The following is a 15,732-nucleotide window of genomic DNA, read 5'->3' on the forward strand; positions in this document are numbered from 1 at the left end:
GGTTCCTGTTGTGCGGGGTGACCCGCCGCCGGGTTCACTCGGCTTCGGGGTCGTCGGCGAGGATCCCGTAGAGGCGGCGGCGGGCGTCGTTGACGACGTCCAGCGCGCGCGCCTTCTGCGCCTCGCTGCCGACCGCCATCACCTGGTGGAGGGCACCCATCAGCTGGCCGACGGCTTCGCGTCCGCGCAGGACGTTCTCGCCGGCGGCCTCGGTGACCTCGTCCCAGGGGGCGGTGGTCTGCGCCGACACCTCCTCGCGGCCGATGTCGGTGAGGGAGAACAGTCGCTTGCCGCCCTGCTCCTCGCTGCTGACCAGGCCCTCGTCCTCCAGCATCTGGAGGGTCGGGTAGACCGAGCCGGGGCTCGGCCGCCAGACGCCGCCGGTGCGGCCGTCCAGCTCCTGGATCATCTCGTAGCCGTGCATGGGGCGCTCGGCGAGCAGGGCGAGCAGGGCCGCCCGGACGTTGCCGCGCCGGGTCCGCCGGCCGCGCCCACCGCGGCCGTGATGGCCGGGGCCCGGACCGCCGGGGCCGAACCCGGGTCCGCCGGGACCGAAGCCCGGGCCGCCCCACGGGCCGAACGGCCCGCCGCGGCGCCCGCGCTCCTGGGGTCCCCAGAAGCCGTCGCGCCTTCGCATCGTGTGCTCGTGCATCGCGGTCTCCTTTACTAGTGATCGGTTGCGATGCATTAACGATATATCGGAAACATGTCGCACGCAAGCCTCGGGTGCCGGCGCATGCGAAACGCGCCCCGCGAGGTGGTCCTCGCGGGGCGCGTTTCGAGAGGTGGAGAGGCGGTCGGCGGCGCGCCGGGTCAGGGGCCGGTGACCTTCAGGTGGTCCAGGATGTCCTTGGTCGCCTCGCGGTCGTCGGTCTCCTTGACCCTGATCCACAGGCCGAACTTGCCGGCCTTGTCCTTGAGGCCGATCTCCGTGACCGACGGCGTGCCGACCTTGCAGGCGGTGAAGCGGGTGATCGTCCCGCTGAGGGCGCCGTCCGGCGTCGTGTAGTTCTCCGGCGCGGCCTTCGTGCACTGCGGATGGGCGGCCGCGCTCGGCGGCGGCAGCTGGCCGGGGCGCAGGTCCGTGGTGACGCCGATGAAGACGCCGGGGCCCTTGCCGTTGCCGAGGAACGCCGCCTTGTCCGGGGTCGCGCGCAGCACCGGCCGGGCCTGCGGGTCGTTCAGCTGGACGGTGGACGGCGACCACGTCTGCTCCTGGCCCTTCGGCCACGCCTTCGGCACCGCGGTCTTGATCTTGCCCGCGGCGTCGGAGACGGCGACGAAGTCCTTCGGAACGGCGGGCGTCTTCTTCTTGTCCTTGTCGCCCCCGCCGTCCCCGCCGGAGAACAGCAGGCCGAGCGTCAGACCGCCGACGAGCGCGACCGCCAGCACGACCACGGTGATGATCAGCGGCGTGACGAACTTCTTGGGCGCGCCGCCGCCGGGCCCGCCGGCGCCGCCGCCGCCGAGCCGGCTCATCAGCCCGCCGCCCTGCTTGCCGCCGGGCCCCTGGCCCTGGCCCTGCCCCTGGACCGGGGGCGCCTGGAAGCCCGTGGGCGGCGGCGGGCCGCCATAGGGGCCGGGCGGAGGCGGGCCCATCGGCTGGCCGGGGGCGCCGCCGCCCTGTGGAGGCGGCTGCGTCGGGAAGACCGCCGTCTTGTTGTCGCCGCCTTGCGCCGGCGGCGGCTGCTGGTAGGCGACCGTGCGGTCATTGTCGTTGTCCGGGGACGTGGGCCCCTCGGGCTGCCCGAACGGGACGGCGCGTCCGCCCGGCTCGTCCACGATCGTCGCCTCCGCACCGGCCTGAGGGCGCGGCGGAAGGCGCATCTCGGACGTGCGGACGTCGTCCTCCATGGGCTGGTCGAGCCGGGTCTGCATGTCGGCCGGGCCCGCCGGCCCCGCGCCGGCGGCGGGCGCCGGGGGACGTGCCTTGGAACCGTCCCGGTAGAAGTCCTGCACGGTCGCGTCCGCGTCGATCCGCGGGCCCTGCGGCGCGGGCACGGGCGCGGGCTGCGCCGGCGGCCCGGCTTGCGCGGGTTGCGCCGGAGGTGCCGTCGTCGGACGCAGCGTGGACAGAGCCTCCGCGAACGCCTCCGCGGTCGGCCACCGCTTCTCCCGCTCCACCTCCAGCGCCCGCATGATGACCTGGTCGAACGCCGGCGGCAGCCCCTCGCGCAGCTCGCTCGGCGGCGACTTGACCGGGGCCGGGCCGGGGGCCCGCCCGGTGATCATGTGATAGGTCAGCGCGCCGAGCCCGTACACGTCGGCGCGGACGTCCAGCCCGCCGCCGAACCGCGCCTGCTCCGGCGACATGTAGCCGGGGGTGCCGACCGGCAGCGTGAACGCCCCCGACGCGTGCGCGAGGGCCTTGGCCAGGCCGAGGTCGGCGATGAGCAGCTTCTCGCCGCCGTCCGGCGTCGACTGGAACAGCACGTTGGACGGCTTGAGGTCCCGGTGGATCACCCCGAGCGTGTTGATCACCTCGACGCCGTAGGCGATCTGCTCGGCCAGCGCGACCACCTCGCTGACCGGAAGTGGCCGCTCGCGCATCCGGTCGCCGAGCGTCCCCCGGTCGGCGTACGACATGACGAAGTAGGGGCGGCCGTCCGGCAGCTCCCCGATGTCGTGGACGCGGACGAGCCGCTCGGAGTCGGCGCGGCGCAGGATCCGGGCCTCCTCCAGGAACCGGTTGCGCACGTCCAGATCGTCGATCAGATTGCTGTTCAGGACCTTGATGGCGACCTGTGACTCCAGGGCGTCGTCGTGCCCCAGCCACACCGAGGCGAACGCCCCCGAACCCAGGACGCGATCGATTCGGTAACGGCCTACAGCTGGTGGGAAAGACACTCCCGTATCATCCCAGCAAACGGGGTGACCCCGCGAACGAGCAATGAGGCGGCATGGCATTCGACGAGAGGACCGAGGAGCTGGCGGTGAGGGCCGCCCAGGGCGACCAGGGCGCGCTCAACGAGCTCCTCCGCAAGATCGAGCCGGACGTGCTGCGGCACAGTTCGCGGTTCCTGCCGTGCCGGCAGGACGCCGAGGAGGCATGCCAGGACGCACTGCTCCAGGTCGCGCGCAACATCCACCGGTTCGAGGGCCGGTCGCGGTTCAGCACCTGGCTGCACGTGGTCGTCGCCAACTCCGCCCGCTCCACCTACCGGTCGCTGAAGCGGCGCTCGGTCGAGCAGGCGGGCGAGCTGCCCCAGCAGCGCCCCGACCCGCGCCGCACCAGCGTCATCGCCGGGTCCCGGGTCGACATCCTCGACGCCATGGAGGACCTGGAGGCCCGCAAGCCCGACCTCATCCAGGCCCTCGTCCTGCGGGACGTGTCCCAGCTGGAGTACGCGGAGATCGCCGAGCAGCTCAAGCTGCCGCTCGGCACGGTCAAGTCCCGCATCCACGAGGCGCGCAAGCAGGTCAGGCAGACGCTGGGCGAGTCCTACACCTGACGGTCGGCGGTGCGGCCCGGCGGCGCCGGGCCGGCCGTCAAGGGTCGGTCATCGACCGGTCACGGTGCGTCAAGAACGCAGGCCGCGGCATGCGCGCGTCCACCAGCATCGGTGCATGCCATCAGGACCGGCCTCCCGTCACGACCGCCCGATCTTCGTCCTCGGCTGCGCCCGCTCGGGGACGACGCTGCTGCGGCTGATGCTCCACTCGCACCCGCGCATCGCGATCCCGGGGGAGACGAAGTTCGTGCTCCCCGCCTATACGGGGCGGTGCGACTTCGGTGACCTCGCGGAGAGCAGGAACAGGCGCGCCCTCGCGGAGTGGATCATGGGCGACCGGTCGACCAAGGTGCACGCCCTCGGCCTGGACGCCGACGCGGTCATCGAGGAGATCGTCGCCGGGCCGCCCACGCTCGGCTCCGCGCTCGGCACCGTCTTCCGCGCCTACGCGCGGCTGCACGGCAAGCCGCGCTGGGGCGACAAGCGGCCGAGCTACGCCCGGTACGCGAGCACGCTGCTGCGGATGTTCCCGGACGCGCAGTTCGTCCACCTCGTCCGGGACGGCCGGGACTGCGTCGCCTCGCTGCTGGAGATGCCCTGGTACGACGGCGACGTCCACCACGCCATCTCGCTCTGGCGGGAGACGATCGACCAGGGCCGCCGGCTCGCGCACCGCCTCGGCCCCGACACCTACTACGAGCTGCAGTACGAGCGGCTCGTCGCCGACCCCGCCGACGAGCTGGCGCGGCTCTGCGGGTTCCTCGGCGAGGACTTCGACCCGGTGATGACGCATCCGGAGGGGCTCGCGCGGCGGACCGTCCCGTCCCGCAAGCGGTGGCACGGCCGGACGCACGACGCCGTCAACACGGGACGCATCGGGTCGTGGGCGGAGCGGCTCGACCCCTGGGAGATCAGCCTGGCGGAGGCCGCGTTCGGGGAGCGGCTCGCCGAGTACGGCTACGAGCCGAGCGGCCTGCCGAAGCCGCCCGCGTCGCAGCTCGCCCATTTCACCCGGGTCAGCGCCCACCGCCGGATGGCGCAGAGCAAGGACGCGCTGCGCGAGCGCTGGAAGCAGCGCCACGAGCCGAACCCGGTCGAGTGCAGGCTGCCGACCGAGACGTCCACCAGCGCCGGCTGAAGCGCCCGCACCGCGCCGCCGGTCAGTCCAGGGCGGCGAGCTGGTCGGCGAACCAGCGCTGCGGCGGGAGGGCCGCCGCGGCGGCGGCGAGGCGGGCGCAGCGCTCGGACCGCAGCCCGCGCGGCATCAGCAGCGCCTGGTGCAGGGTCTCCGCCGTCTGCGACACGTCGTACGGGTTGACCATCAGGGCGTCCTCTGACAATTCGGACGCGGCCCCCGCCTCCCGTGACAGCACGAGCGCGCAGCCCTGCTCCGACAGGACGGGCCCTTCCTTCGCCACCAGGTTCATGCCGTCCCGGATGGGGTTGACCAGCAGGACGTCCGCCAGGCCGTAGGCGGCGAGCGACCGCGGATAGTCGTCGTTCACCTGGAGGATCAGCGGATCCCACTCGGCCGTGCCGAACTCCTCGGTGATCTGCGCGGCCATCCGCTGGACGGCCGCGGTGTACTCGCGGTACTCGGGCAGGTCGTAGCGCGACGGATAGGCGAACGCCAGATGCACCACGCGCCCGCGCCACTCGGGATGGTTGACGAGCATCTCGCGGTAGGCGGCGAGGCCGCGCACGATGTTCTTCGACAGTTCGGTCCGGTCGATCCGCACGATGAGCTGGCGGTCGCCCACTTGTTCCTTCAGCGCGCGCGCCCGCTCCACTACGTCCTGCTGGGACGCGCGCTTGCGCAGCGCCGCCTCGTCCACACCGAGGCCATGGACGCCTACGTGCGTGGTGTGCCCCGCGCAGGTGACGGTCCAGGCCGACCGGTCGACGCGCGCACCCGGAAGCAGTTCGCAGCAGTCGAGGAACGCCGAGGCCCACCGCTCAGTGAGGAACCCCGCGTGGTCGGCACCGAGTATGCCCATCAGGACCTGCGCCCCGATGTCGTCCGGCAGCAGCCTGAAGTACTCCGGCGGCGCCCAAGGCGTGTGGGAGAAGTGGACGATCCTCAAGTCGGGCCGACGGTCCCGCAGCATCCGCGGAGCGAGCGACAGGTGGTAGTCCTGGATCGCCGCCTTCGCGCCATGGGAGGCGTCCCGCGCCAAGGCGTCCGCGAAAGCCGCGTTGTACGCCTCATAGGACTGCCAGTCACGCCGTGCGCGCGCGTCGAAATGAGGGCTGCGCGGAGTGTCGTACAGCAGGTGGTGGACGAACCACAGCGTCGAGTTGGCCACGCCGTTGTACGCACGATCGAAGGTCGCCTCGGGGATGTCGAGCATCCGTACGGCCGCGCCACCGGTGTCGTAACCCGCCAGGTCTATGCGGCCGTCCGGTGAACGGCGAGCAGCCGTCCGATCGCCCTCACCGAGGCTCGCGCACACCCACAGCACGTCCGCCGCTGAAGAAGGCGCCTCCGCCTGCTGCGCGGGACGTGGCGGCCCAGGGTCGCGCGGGGCGCCCGTGACGGCGGCCAAGCCCGACACCAGCCCGCCACCACCGCGCCGCATGGCCAGCTCCCCGTCCTCCGAGAGCGAGAACGACACAGGGCCTCGGTTGGACGCCACCAGCACTTGGCTCATACCGGCAGGGTCTCAGTTGGGACGCAGGCGCTCCACAGTGACCCGCGTGGTTTGCACCACGGGCGCCGCAAGCCCCCGCGGCGGCCGGATCCGGCGCGATTAGCGGGCGGCGCGCGGGGTAACCGATCCGGATGAGCAGGTCCGAGACGACGAAGACCGTGCTCGTCGCCGGAGCGGCCAACCTCGTCCTCGCGATCGTCAAGCTGGTCGCCGGCCTGCTGGCCGGATCCAGCGCGATGCTCGCCGAGAGCGCCCACTCCGTGGCGGACACCCTCAACCAGTCCTTCCTCCTCGCCTCGCTGCGGCGCAGCGAACGTCCCCCCGACCGGCGGCACCCCTTCGGCTACGGCAACGAGCGGTACGTCTGGTCGCTGCTCGCCGCGTTCGGGATCTTCATCGCCGGCGCCGGGTTCTCGATCTTCGAGGGCGTCCTGACCATGACCGGTCACGGCGGCCCCGGCACCGCGGTCTGGCTCGCCTACGCCGTCCTCGCCCTCGCCGCCGTGCTGGAGGGCACATCCTGGATACGCGCCTTCTACCAGGCCCGCAAGGAGACCCGCGAGAACGGCCGCGACCTCGTCGAGCACGTCCGCCGGTCGCCCGACCTGACGTTCAAGACCGCGCTGTTCGAGGACAGCGCCGCGATGGTCGGCCTCGCGCTCGCCGCCGGCGGGCTGGTGCTGCGCCAGCTGACCGGGTCGGACTTCTGGGACGGGCTCGCCTCCGTCCTCATCGGCGTGCTGCTCGCCGGGCTCGCGCTGCTGATCGGCCGGGAGAGCTCGGTCCTGCTCATCGGGCGGGCCGCCGACCCCGCCGACCAGCGCGTGATCCGCGCGGAGATCCTCCGCGCGCCCGGCGTGACCGGCGTGGACGAGCTGCTCACCATGCACTTCGGCCCCGAGCAGCTGCTCGTCGCCGCCAAGGTCAACTTCTCCGACGCGATCAGCGCCGACCAGGCCGAGGACGTCGCCGGCGAGATCGACCGGCGGCTCCGCGAGCGGATCCCGATCATCCGGCACGTGTTCCTCGACCCGACCCAGCGCCCCGCGCGCGAGGGGTCGGCGGCGTGATCAAGACCTCATCCGGGTACCGTCTCAACCGGTGGACCCGGCTGTCTGGCATCCGGTCAGTTCATGTAAAGTCACGCATACGAGTTCAAAGCACTCGTGACGACAACTGAATACCGCTCATCCAGAGGGGTGGAGGGACCGGCCCTGCGAAGCCCCGGCAACCACCCGGCTGTGGCGCGTCGCGATCCTGCGAGGCCGGCCGGGAGATGGTGCCAACTCCGGCCTGCGACCAAGGTGGCGCAGGGAAGATGGGGAGAAAGGCCTCGCTTCATGGCACTCACGCCTGCCACAGACCTCGGACCCGCGACCGCGCTCGTCTGCCGCGAATGCGGCACCACCCGCGATCTCGGCCCCTTCTACGCCTGTGAAGAGTGTTTCGGCCCCCTGGAGATCGCCTACGACTTCCAGGGCGTCACCCGGGAGTCCATCGCGTCCGGGCCCCGCAACATCTGGCGGTACCGCGGGCTGCTGCCCGTCCCGGCGAACGTCGCCGACACCCCCAACACCGAGCCCGGCCTGACCCGGCTCGTCCGCGCCGACAACCTCGCCGAGAGCCTCGGCCTGCAGAGCCTGTGGGTGAAGGACGACAGCGGCAACCCGACCCACTCGTTCAAGGACCGCGTCGTCGCCGTCGCGCTCGCCGCCGCCCGCGAACTCGGCTTCAAGGTGCTGGCCTGCCCGTCCACCGGCAACCTCGCCAACGCGGTCGCCGCCGCCGCGGCCCGCGCCGGGATCCGCAGCGCCGTGTTCGTCCCGTCCAACCTCGAAGCCCAGAAGATCATCACGACGGCCGTGTACGGCGGGACGTTCGTGACGGTCGACGGCAACTACGACGACGTCAACCGGCTCGCCTCGGAGATCGCCGGGGAGCAGGACGACTGGGCGTTCGTCAACGTCAACGTCCGGCCCTACTACGCCGAGGGCTCCAAGACGCTCGGCTACGAGATCGCCGAGCAGCTCGGCTGGCGGCTCCCGGACCAGATCGTCGTCCCGGTCGCGTCCGGCTCCCAGCTCACCAAGATCGACAAGGCGTTCCAGGAGCTGATCAAGCTCGGCCTGGTCGAGGACCGCCCGTACCGCGTGTTCGGCGCCCAGGCCGCCGGCTGCGACCCGGTCGCCGCCGCGTTCAAGGCCGGGCACGACGTCGTCCGCCCGGTGAAGCCGGACACGATCGCCAAGTCCCTCGCCATCGGCAACCCCGCCGACGGCCCCTACGTCCTGGACGTCGCCCGCCGCACGGGCGGCGCCGTCGAGGACGTCACCGACGCCGAGGTCGTCGAGGGCATCCGCCTCCTCGCCCGCACCGAGGGCATCTTCGGCGAGACCGCCGGCGGCGTCACCGTCGCCACCCTCCGCAAGCTGATCGACGCGGGCACCCTCGACCCCGCCGCCGAAACCGTGATCATCAACTCCGGGGACGGGCTGAAGACCCTGGACGCCGTCGCCCCGGTCGTCGCACCGTCCGCGAACATCGCCCCGTCCCTGGAGGCGTTCCGCGCCGCCGGCCTCGCCTGAGAAAAGGAGCACCCATGAGCGTTTCCGTGCGCATCCCGACGATCCTGCGGACCTACACCGGCGGCGAGTCCGAGGTGAAGGCGGAGGGCGCGACCCTGCGCGCCGTCGTCGCCGACCTGGAGGCGAGCTACGCCGGCATCTCCGCCCGCATCCTGGACGACGCCGGCAAGATCCGCCGCTTCGTCAACGTCTACGTCGGCGACGAGGACGTCCGCTTCGCCGACGGCCTCGACACCGCCACCTCCGACGGCGCGCAGATCTCGATCATCCCCGCCGTCGCCGGCGGCTGACGCCCCGCCCGCCGCCCGGTCCCGTCCGCACGGGGCCGGGCGCGGGTCTACGATGGCGCGGTGCCAGCGGAACTGATCAACCTCGCCGACGACCTCGGGAACAGCGTCGTGCTGCGGGTGACGGGCCAGGAGAGCCACGGCCTCACCGGAGAGATCGAGGTCGGCAGCTATTTCGTCAGCGGCGGCATCAAGACCTGGCTGGACGCCGAAGACCTCACCGCCTGGGAGAAGGTCCTCGACACCCTGGCACAGGGAGGCGACGCCGCGTGGCGTGAGGGCCAGCGCGCGACCGAGATCCACCTGGAAATCGATGACTACGACCGCGTCCACGTGGCCGTAGTCGACTCGCACTCTTTCCTGGTGACGGTGGAACTCACGATCGAAGTCGCCGACGACTGGCTGGCAGACCACCGCGAACGCCTGGCGACCGTCCGCGCACTGCTCCCCCAATGACGGACGCGCACCGATAGCCTCCACCGCGTGAGCGACGACATCCAGCAGGTTCAGCCACTCGACTCCGCGATAGCCGAAGAGTGGCTGCGCAAGACCGACGAGCCGGACCTGCGCGCCGTATCGGCCTCCAAACTTCGCGAGGGCCCGTGGTGGCACGTCAGCGTCTGGGTCATGGAATTCATCCGCACTGACCCCCTCGAATCCGAACTGCGCCACCGCATCGCCGACGCACTGAGCGCCGTCCCCGGCGTTACGGACGTCGAGGAGGAGGACCGCGAAGTCTGGACGGTGACCGGCGACTCGACGGGCAAGGCCCTGGTCGAAGCGGTAGCGCAGGTAGTGGACGATTTCTCCGACCGAACTCGCACCGCTCTCTAGCATCTCTGGCCTGAGGAAAGGCCCGTGCTGAGAACCGGCAGACGTGTGCCAAGATGCGCGCATGGAATTGCGTCCCGAGTTGCTGCCTCCGACCATCGCCGCCGAACGGCTGGCGGAGTTGGCCGGCGAGATCGAACGCATCGGAGACCTGCTGTCCCGCGGTGAACCCGCCGCAGGGGCGATCGAGGATTTCAACCGGGCCACCGGGCACAACTACGCCGCCCACGACTTCACGGATTACCTCGACTGGCGCACCCTCGACGAGTTCGCCCTCGAAGCGGCGCGCCCGGCATATCCGCGCGTCGCCGACATCACCCGCGCCGAACTCGCCGAGATCGTCCGCAGGATCCAGTCCGCCGACCCGGAGACCGACTACTACTCACGCGTCCTGGACGCCAGCGTCACCCACCCCAACTGGGGCGACCTGGTCCTCCACACACCGGACCTCGACGACCCCGAACAGATCGCCGACGAGATCCTCGCCTACCGTCCCATCGCCCTCTAATCCGGATCACGGCTCGCTCTGAAGCGCCGCCAGAAACCCATCTACTGGCCCTTCTCAATGCGACCAGATTGACCGGGCAGGCGTCGCCGCAGGCGCGTTCTCTCGGCCCACGAGGCTGTCCGTTCCGTGACTGTTCCGTGCCACCCGGGTCACGGCCAGAGGGGACGGGCTAGGCTTACCCCTCGGAAGGGGAGTATCCCCATAGTGGCGAGCCCGTCATCACGTCCGTCCATGGCGGACCGGGCCGTTCGGCCGTGGCGTTCGCACGGCGGGAGAGACCTTCGGAGCTGCTTTTCTGCTGCCCGGAGGTCTTCATGGGCGAGGCCCAGAATAATTTCGGAAACATCGCGCTTCTCCCCGGGTTCGGGGCGTGTCTTGTCGCTCTGATCCTCTTCACTCTCATCGCCGTCGTCATCGTCCCGGCGGTGTGGTCGAGGACGCCTGAGCGACGCGAAGCGGCGTTGGTGGTGCTTCGCCTGCTCCTCCGCCACCTGTCCGAGCGGCGGGCCGCTCGCATCAAGCGAGGGTCGAGTTCCTCGCGGCGCCGCTCCTGACCGTCGCGGCGCGGCCGCCGGCGCGTCCGGTAGCGGCCTGGACCCCTCCCACCTCCGCTGCCGAACACGCGGAACAGGACGTCGTTGCCGCTGGACGAGCACGTTCAGAGGAGCGCGGCGACACACCCGCGAGACTCCCGGAAGGGATTCCGTCGCAGGTGAGAACGGGTCTGGACGGGTAGGTGAACCTTCCCCCGGCGAGGATGTGTGGCGCTTGCACTCGGCAGGGTAGAGTGCTAAACAAACGGTTGGCACTCTGCTGTGGAGAGTGACAGCTTCACAGTCTGGGTCGGGGCGATGAGGCCTCAGTCCGGCGGCGGAATGGAAGTCGTCGGCGGGGGCCGTCCGTCGCGGGCGTCGGCTCGATCCGTCTAAGCCACCTTGTTCCGGGAGGACTGGAGCCTATGGCTGCAAAGATGATCGCGTTCGACGAGGAGGCCCGTCGCGGTCTCGAGCGCGGCATGAACCAGCTGGCCGATGCCGTAAAGGTGACCCTTGGTCCGAAGGGTCGCAACGTCGTGCTGGAGAAGAAGTGGGGCGCCCCCACGATCACCAACGACGGTGTGTCGATCGCCAAGGAGATCGAGCTCGAGGACGCGTGGGAGAAGATCGGCGCGGAGCTCGTCAAGGAGGTCGCCAAGAAGACCGACGACGTCGCGGGTGACGGCACCACCACCGCGACCGTGCTGGCCCAGGCGCTGGTGCGCGAGGGTCTGCGGAACGTGGCGGCGGGCGCGAACCCGATGTCGCTGAAGCGGGGCATCGAGGCCGCGGTCGAGCGGGTCAGCGAGGAGCTGTCCAAGCTGGCCAAGGATGTGGAGACCAAGGAGCAGATCGCCTCCACGGCGTCCATCTCCGCGGGCGACCCGCAGATCGGCGAGATGATCGCCGAGGCGATGGACAAGGTCGGCAAGGAAGGCGTCATCACGGTCGAGGAGAGCCAGACCTTCGGTCTGGAGCTCGAGCTCACCGAGGGGATGCGCTTCGACAAGGGCTACATCTCGCACTACTTCGTGACCGACCCCGAGCGGATGGAGGCGGTCCTCGAGGACCCGTACATCCTGATCGTTCAGGGCAAGGCGTCGGCCAACAAGGACCTGCTGCCCGTCCTCGAGGGCGTCATGCAGTCCGGCAAGCCGCTGCTGATCATCGCGGAGGACGTCGAGGGCGAGGCCCTGGCCACCCTGGTCGTCAACAAGATCCGCGGGATCTTCAAGTCCGTGGCCGTGAAGGCCCCGGGCTTCGGCGACCGCCGCAAGGCCATGCTGGGCGACATCGCCACGCTGACCGGCGGCCAGGTCATCAGCGAGGACGTGGGTCTCAAGCTCGAGAACACCACGACCGACATGCTGGGCCGCGCCCGCAAGGTCGTCATCACCAAGGACGAGACCACCATCGTGGACGGCGCCGGTGACGCCAACGAGATCGCGGGCCGGGTCAACCAGATCCGCACCGAGATCGACAACACCGACTCCGACTACGACCGCGAGAAGCTCCAGGAGCGCCTGGCCAAGCTCGCGGGCGGTGTCGCGGTCATCAAGGCCGGCGCCGCGACGGAGGTCGAGCTCAAGGAGCGCAAGCACCGCATCGAGGACGCCGTCCGCAACGCCAAGGCCGCGGTCGAGGAGGGCATCGTCCCCGGCGGTGGCGTCGCGCTGCTGCAGGCCGGCACCAAGGCGTTCGACAAGCTGGAGCTCGCGGGCGACGAGGCCACCGGTGCCAACATCGTCAAGCGCGCTCTGGAGGAGCCGCTGAAGCAGATCGCCGTGAACGCCGGCCTCGAGGGCGGCGTCGTGGTGGAGCGGGTCCGCAACCTCACCCCGGGTGAGGGCCTGAACGCCGCCACCGGCGAGTACGTCAACATGTTCGAGTCGGGCATCCTCGACCCGGCCAAGGTGACCCGGTCCGCGCTGCAGAACGCCTCGTCGATCGCCGCGCTGTTCCTGACCACCGAGGCCGTCATCGCCGAGAAGCCCGAGAAGAACCCGGCCCCGGCGGGCGGCATGCCCGACGCCGGCGGCATGGACTTCTGATCGGCGACGCGTAACCGACGCGACATGAGAGGGGCGGCCCCGCGGGCCGCCCCTTTTGTGCGCCCGCCGTCCGGCGGACCATCACGCCGGACGAGGGCGGGAGGCGGTGCGTCACCGGTTCCGCGAGCCGCGGTGGTGCTGCCATCATTCGGGCGCATGACCGACCTGTTCAACTCCCCGGTGCTGCGCATCGACCAGCCGCGCGGCGCGCCGGCGGCCCGCTCCCGGTACAAGGTCTCCGACGGCCGCGGGAGGCTGCTCGCCGCGGCGGAGGAGCGCGATGTGTCGCTGCTCCGGCAGGCGGTCAGGACGGCCCTCGGCGGCAGCGACGGCCGCCGAATCGTCCATGTCGAGGACGCCCGGGGCGTCCCGCTGCTCATCGTGGACAAGGAGAACAAGAGAAGGACCCGGGTGAACACTGCCGAGGGCGTCCACATCGGGTCGGTGCAGAACCGCGAGCGCTACGACTACGCGCTGCTGGACGCGGCGGAACGTCCCGTCGGCCACCTGGACGGCAGCCGGTTCGGCCGCAAGTTCCCCGTGCTGGACGTCCACGGGAACCACGTCGCGCAGCTCGACAAGAAATGGAAGGGCGCCGCCACGGAGGCGCTGACGACCGCCGACCGGTACTCGCTGGAGATCTTCCGGCCGCTCGCCGACCCGCTCCGGGTCCTGGTGGTCGCCGCCCCGCTCGCGATCGACCTGATGCTCTACGAGTCCAAGGACTGGCCGATCGAATAGCCCGGCCATCGGCGGTGACCTGGATCCCTGGCGGGCGGGCACGGGCCCGAGCCGAGCAGGCGATCACCACACCGGCCGGAGGGTGTCCCCTCGGCCTGCTCAGAGCGCGCTTGACCGGAACAGAAGTATTTCTCGAAGGATGCCTTGACTCCCGTTACCGCAGGTCAGCGACCCGCTGGCCGGGGCCCGGCACGGCAGGTGGGCGGGGCCGGACCGGGAAAGAGCTTCCCCTGCGCGTCCGGCGTTGGCAGGATCGCCGGTTGGACGCCGTCGCATGACGAGGGCGCGGAGGTCGGGAAGTGACGCGGTCCGCGCACATGCGGCTGATGAGGCAGGAGAACGCGTGAGCGAAGTGTTCAGCTCCCCGGTGCTCAGGATCGAACAGCCTCGCCGGGGCCCGTTCGCGAAGTCGCGGTACAAGGTGATGGACGGTGACGGAACCGTCCTGGCCATCGCGGGGCAGACGAATGACGAGGGCCGTTCAGAGATGCGGGGCCTGCTCCCGGGCAAGTCGAACCTCGACGCGCGGGCCGTCACGCTGACCACTCCGGACGGTGAGCCGCTGCTGATCGTGGACAAGCAGAGCGGGCGCGAGTACACCGAGATCCTCCGGCCGGACGGGGAGCGGGTCGGGTCGTTCGTCACCGAACGGGTCGGCCGCCGCTACGTCATCTACGACGACGACGGCACGCTCATCGGTGCCGTGGACGTCGATGTGCCGCGCAACAACTTCCAGGTGAAGGACGTCGACGGCGGCAACGTGGCGCATGTGCGCAAGAAGTGGGCCGGGCTCGCCACGCACCTGCTGACGACCGCGGACAAGTACGCGGTCGAGATCGCCGACCCCGTCCGGGAACCGCTGCGGACCATGGCGGTCATGACCGCGATCGTCATGGACATGAACCTCCACGAGGCCAAGGAGATCACCTGACCTGGACCCCGCCCCGCGGATGGGCCTTCACGGCGTCCGCGGGGCGGGGTACCGTCCGTTCGTGCAGGCCACGCCGGACCGGTCGAACAGCTGGCGCATCTCGCCGGCGATCCCGACGATCGCGAACTGCCTGCTGGCCGCCCTCTGGTTCTTCTCCGCGCTCGGCGGCTGGGGCGACGCCGCGTTCTGCGGCGAGGACGACGGGCACGATCCGGGATGCGGTGCCGGCTTCGACGACGCGGTGAGACTGTCGTCCCCCGTCGCCCTTCTGGCCGCGGCGGTCGCCGCCGTCGCCTGGACCGCCCGCGGTATCCGCCGCCGACCCGACCGGCTGGACGCGTTCCTGACCGTCGCGGCCCTCTTCTGGGTGTTCGCCGAGGCGGTGCTCTTCGTCGGCGGCTACCTGGCCAAGCCGTAAGTTCCGCCGTTCCTCCGGCGTTGCCGAAAAGAAACATTGGCTGCTCGGAATGTGCGGCCGAGGCGCCCAAGGCGGAGTGAATCGGGACGAAGTCCAAGGTAGAACGGGTGATGTGGGCGGGTTGGTGCCGTGGGCCGGCGGGTCGGCAGGTCGACGCGGACGCGATCCGGCTGCGCGAGCCGGTTTGACGTCCCTGCCTCCTGGGCATACTGTTCACTTCGCCCCACGGGGTGCGGGACGCCTGTCGGCGGCCGGCCCGAGGGGAAACCACCAACGAATCGGTCGACACGGCTGTGCTGTGTCCGCTGTGCCGTGGTGGCGTCGGAAAAGGCTCCGTTTTGACAATCGGGCCGGATCTGATGAAATAGCACCACCGCCCGGAAGGCGCCGCGAAAGCGGAATCGGATGGGCGTTATCGGAGAAAGCCGAAATTGACAGACCGGCCGGAACTGATAAAGTAAGACGAGTCGCCCCGGGGCGGGAAACGCGAAAGCGAATCCAGCACGGTGGGTGTCCGTTTCTTGAGAACTCAACAGCGTGTTAAAAGCCAGTGCCTTTATCGGCTCGGTTCTCCTTCGGGAGGTCCGGGTCGCCCCGTGGCCATCGATCTTCGGATCTGGTGGTGGGGATTTCTTTGAGGCAATGCGCAACTCCTTTGGAGTTGTGCTTTTGCTGGGATTTTCTTCGAGGTTTGGCTGCCGGCGGTTCGCCCCGCTGGTGGTCGTTTGGACCTTAATGGAG

General features: G+C 70.5%; 16 protein-coding genes and 1 riboswitch. Of the genes, 13 read left to right on the plus strand and 3 right to left on the minus strand.

Going from position 1 to position 15,732, the window contains the following annotated elements; all coding sequences use genetic code 11:
* Positions 1–34: 34 nt before the first annotated feature.
* Together AB0K34_RS11225 and AB0K34_RS11230 are read right to left on the minus strand one after the other, a co-directional pair.
* Entirely contained in the window at positions 35–652 is a 618-nt protein-coding gene (locus tag AB0K34_RS11225; RefSeq protein ID WP_364547574.1) for a PadR family transcriptional regulator, read from the minus strand.
* 161 nt (positions 653–813) lie between these two features.
* Positions 814–2,907, minus strand: a complete 2,094-nt coding sequence (locus AB0K34_RS11230) for a serine/threonine-protein kinase (protein WP_364547576.1) — start codon at positions 2,905–2,907, stop codon at positions 814–816.
* On the opposite strand from AB0K34_RS11230, the gene AB0K34_RS11235 reads away from it, so the two are divergent.
* Both AB0K34_RS11235 and AB0K34_RS11240 read left to right on the plus strand, forming a co-directional pair.
* On the plus strand, positions 2,901–3,452 hold the full coding sequence (locus tag AB0K34_RS11235; protein WP_089330928.1) for a sigma-70 family RNA polymerase sigma factor: 552 nt from the start codon (positions 2,901–2,903) through the stop codon (positions 3,450–3,452). The two genes, AB0K34_RS11230 and AB0K34_RS11235, sit on opposite strands and share 7 nt — an antisense overlap.
* Positions 3,453–3,567: 115 nt before the next feature.
* Positions 3,568–4,590: a sulfotransferase gene (locus tag AB0K34_RS11240; RefSeq protein WP_138638702.1), complete on the plus strand. Its 1,023-nt coding sequence runs from the start codon at positions 3,568–3,570 to the stop codon at positions 4,588–4,590.
* A gap of 22 nt (positions 4,591–4,612) precedes the next feature.
* Here AB0K34_RS11240 and AB0K34_RS11245 read toward each other — a convergent pair whose 3' ends face one another.
* Positions 4,613–6,103, minus strand: coding sequence for a trehalose-6-phosphate synthase (locus tag AB0K34_RS11245; RefSeq protein WP_138638701.1), 1,491 nt, complete (start codon positions 6,101–6,103; stop codon positions 4,613–4,615).
* Positions 6,104–6,234: 131 nt separating this feature from the next.
* Between AB0K34_RS11245 and AB0K34_RS11250 the strand changes: the two genes are divergently transcribed.
* The 11 genes from AB0K34_RS11250 to AB0K34_RS11300 all read left to right on the plus strand — a co-directional run bounded on the left by AB0K34_RS11250 (position 6,235) and on the right by AB0K34_RS11300 (position 14,991).
* Positions 6,235–7,173 (plus strand): cation diffusion facilitator family transporter, encoded by a 939-nt coding sequence (locus tag AB0K34_RS11250; protein ID WP_138638700.1) that lies wholly within the window; start codon positions 6,235–6,237, stop codon positions 7,171–7,173.
* Between the two features lie 114 nt (positions 7,174–7,287).
* Positions 7,288–7,428, plus strand: a riboswitch (SAM riboswitch).
* A gap of 15 nt (positions 7,429–7,443) precedes the next feature.
* On the plus strand, positions 7,444–8,688 hold the full coding sequence (gene thrC, locus AB0K34_RS11255) for a threonine synthase (RefSeq protein WP_138638699.1): 1,245 nt from the start codon (positions 7,444–7,446) through the stop codon (positions 8,686–8,688).
* A gap of 14 nt (positions 8,689–8,702) precedes the next feature.
* A complete protein-coding gene (locus AB0K34_RS11260) occupies positions 8,703–8,978 on the plus strand; it encodes a MoaD/ThiS family protein (protein ID WP_364547581.1) in 276 nt (91 codons plus the stop codon).
* A 60-nt stretch (positions 8,979–9,038) separates the two neighbouring features.
* Positions 9,039–9,431, plus strand: a complete 393-nt coding sequence (locus AB0K34_RS11265) for a DUF5959 family protein (RefSeq protein WP_364547584.1) — start codon at positions 9,039–9,041, stop codon at positions 9,429–9,431.
* A gap of 27 nt (positions 9,432–9,458) precedes the next feature.
* Positions 9,459–9,809, plus strand: a complete 351-nt coding sequence (locus AB0K34_RS11270; RefSeq protein WP_364547587.1) for a hypothetical protein — start codon at positions 9,459–9,461, stop codon at positions 9,807–9,809.
* A 61-nt stretch (positions 9,810–9,870) separates the two neighbouring features.
* A complete protein-coding gene (locus tag AB0K34_RS11275; RefSeq protein ID WP_364547590.1) occupies positions 9,871–10,314 on the plus strand; it encodes a hypothetical protein in 444 nt (147 codons plus the stop codon).
* 314 nt (positions 10,315–10,628) lie between these two features.
* Positions 10,629–10,868 carry a hypothetical protein gene (locus tag AB0K34_RS11280; protein ID WP_364547593.1) on the plus strand — a complete coding sequence of 80 codons (240 nt, stop codon included), beginning with the start codon at positions 10,629–10,631 and terminating at the stop codon, positions 10,866–10,868.
* 404 nt (positions 10,869–11,272) lie between these two features.
* Complete coding sequence (gene groL, locus AB0K34_RS11285) at positions 11,273–12,901, plus strand: chaperonin GroEL (RefSeq protein WP_089330919.1); 1,629 nt, start codon at positions 11,273–11,275, stop codon at positions 12,899–12,901.
* A 156-nt stretch (positions 12,902–13,057) separates the two neighbouring features.
* Positions 13,058–13,642: a phospholipid scramblase-related protein gene (locus AB0K34_RS11290; protein WP_364547596.1), complete on the plus strand. Its 585-nt coding sequence runs from the start codon at positions 13,058–13,060 to the stop codon at positions 13,640–13,642.
* A 343-nt stretch (positions 13,643–13,985) separates the two neighbouring features.
* Positions 13,986–14,573 carry a phospholipid scramblase-related protein gene (locus AB0K34_RS11295; protein ID WP_138638693.1) on the plus strand — a complete coding sequence of 196 codons (588 nt, stop codon included), beginning with the start codon at positions 13,986–13,988 and terminating at the stop codon, positions 14,571–14,573.
* A 61-nt stretch (positions 14,574–14,634) separates the two neighbouring features.
* Entirely contained in the window at positions 14,635–14,991 is a 357-nt protein-coding gene (locus AB0K34_RS11300; RefSeq protein ID WP_138638692.1) for a hypothetical protein, read from the plus strand.
* The last annotated feature ends 741 nt before the right edge of the window (positions 14,992–15,732 follow it).

Origin of the sequence: Actinomadura sp. NPDC049382 (assembly GCF_040677125.1) — a bacterium.
Lineage (GTDB): Bacteria > Actinomycetota > Actinomycetes > Streptosporangiales > Streptosporangiaceae > Spirillospora > Spirillospora geliboluensis.

Coding starts and splice junctions, on each gene's coding strand:
- AB0K34_RS11280 (WP_364547593.1), top strand. CDS start 10,629: ATGGGCGAGGCCCAGAATAATTTCGGAAACATCGCGCTTCTCCCCGGG.
- AB0K34_RS11240 (WP_138638702.1), top strand. CDS start 3,568: ATGCCATCAGGACCGGCCTCCCGTCACGACCGCCCGATCTTCGTCCTC.
- AB0K34_RS11230 (WP_364547576.1), bottom strand. CDS start 2,907: ATGCCATGCCGCCTCATTGCTCGTTCGCGGGGTCACCCCGTTTGCTGG.
- AB0K34_RS11275 (WP_364547590.1), top strand. CDS start 9,871: ATGGAATTGCGTCCCGAGTTGCTGCCTCCGACCATCGCCGCCGAACGG.
- AB0K34_RS11260 (WP_364547581.1), top strand. CDS start 8,703: ATGAGCGTTTCCGTGCGCATCCCGACGATCCTGCGGACCTACACCGGC.
- AB0K34_RS11235 (WP_089330928.1), top strand. CDS start 2,901: ATGGCATTCGACGAGAGGACCGAGGAGCTGGCGGTGAGGGCCGCCCAG.
- AB0K34_RS11245 (WP_138638701.1), bottom strand. CDS start 6,103: ATGAGCCAAGTGCTGGTGGCGTCCAACCGAGGCCCTGTGTCGTTCTCG.
- AB0K34_RS11225 (WP_364547574.1), bottom strand. CDS start 652: ATGCACGAGCACACGATGCGAAGGCGCGACGGCTTCTGGGGACCCCAG.
- groL (WP_089330919.1), top strand. CDS start 11,273: ATGGCTGCAAAGATGATCGCGTTCGACGAGGAGGCCCGTCGCGGTCTC.
- thrC (WP_138638699.1), top strand. CDS start 7,444: ATGGCACTCACGCCTGCCACAGACCTCGGACCCGCGACCGCGCTCGTC.
- AB0K34_RS11250 (WP_138638700.1), top strand. CDS start 6,235: ATGAGCAGGTCCGAGACGACGAAGACCGTGCTCGTCGCCGGAGCGGCC.
- AB0K34_RS11290 (WP_364547596.1), top strand. CDS start 13,058: ATGACCGACCTGTTCAACTCCCCGGTGCTGCGCATCGACCAGCCGCGC.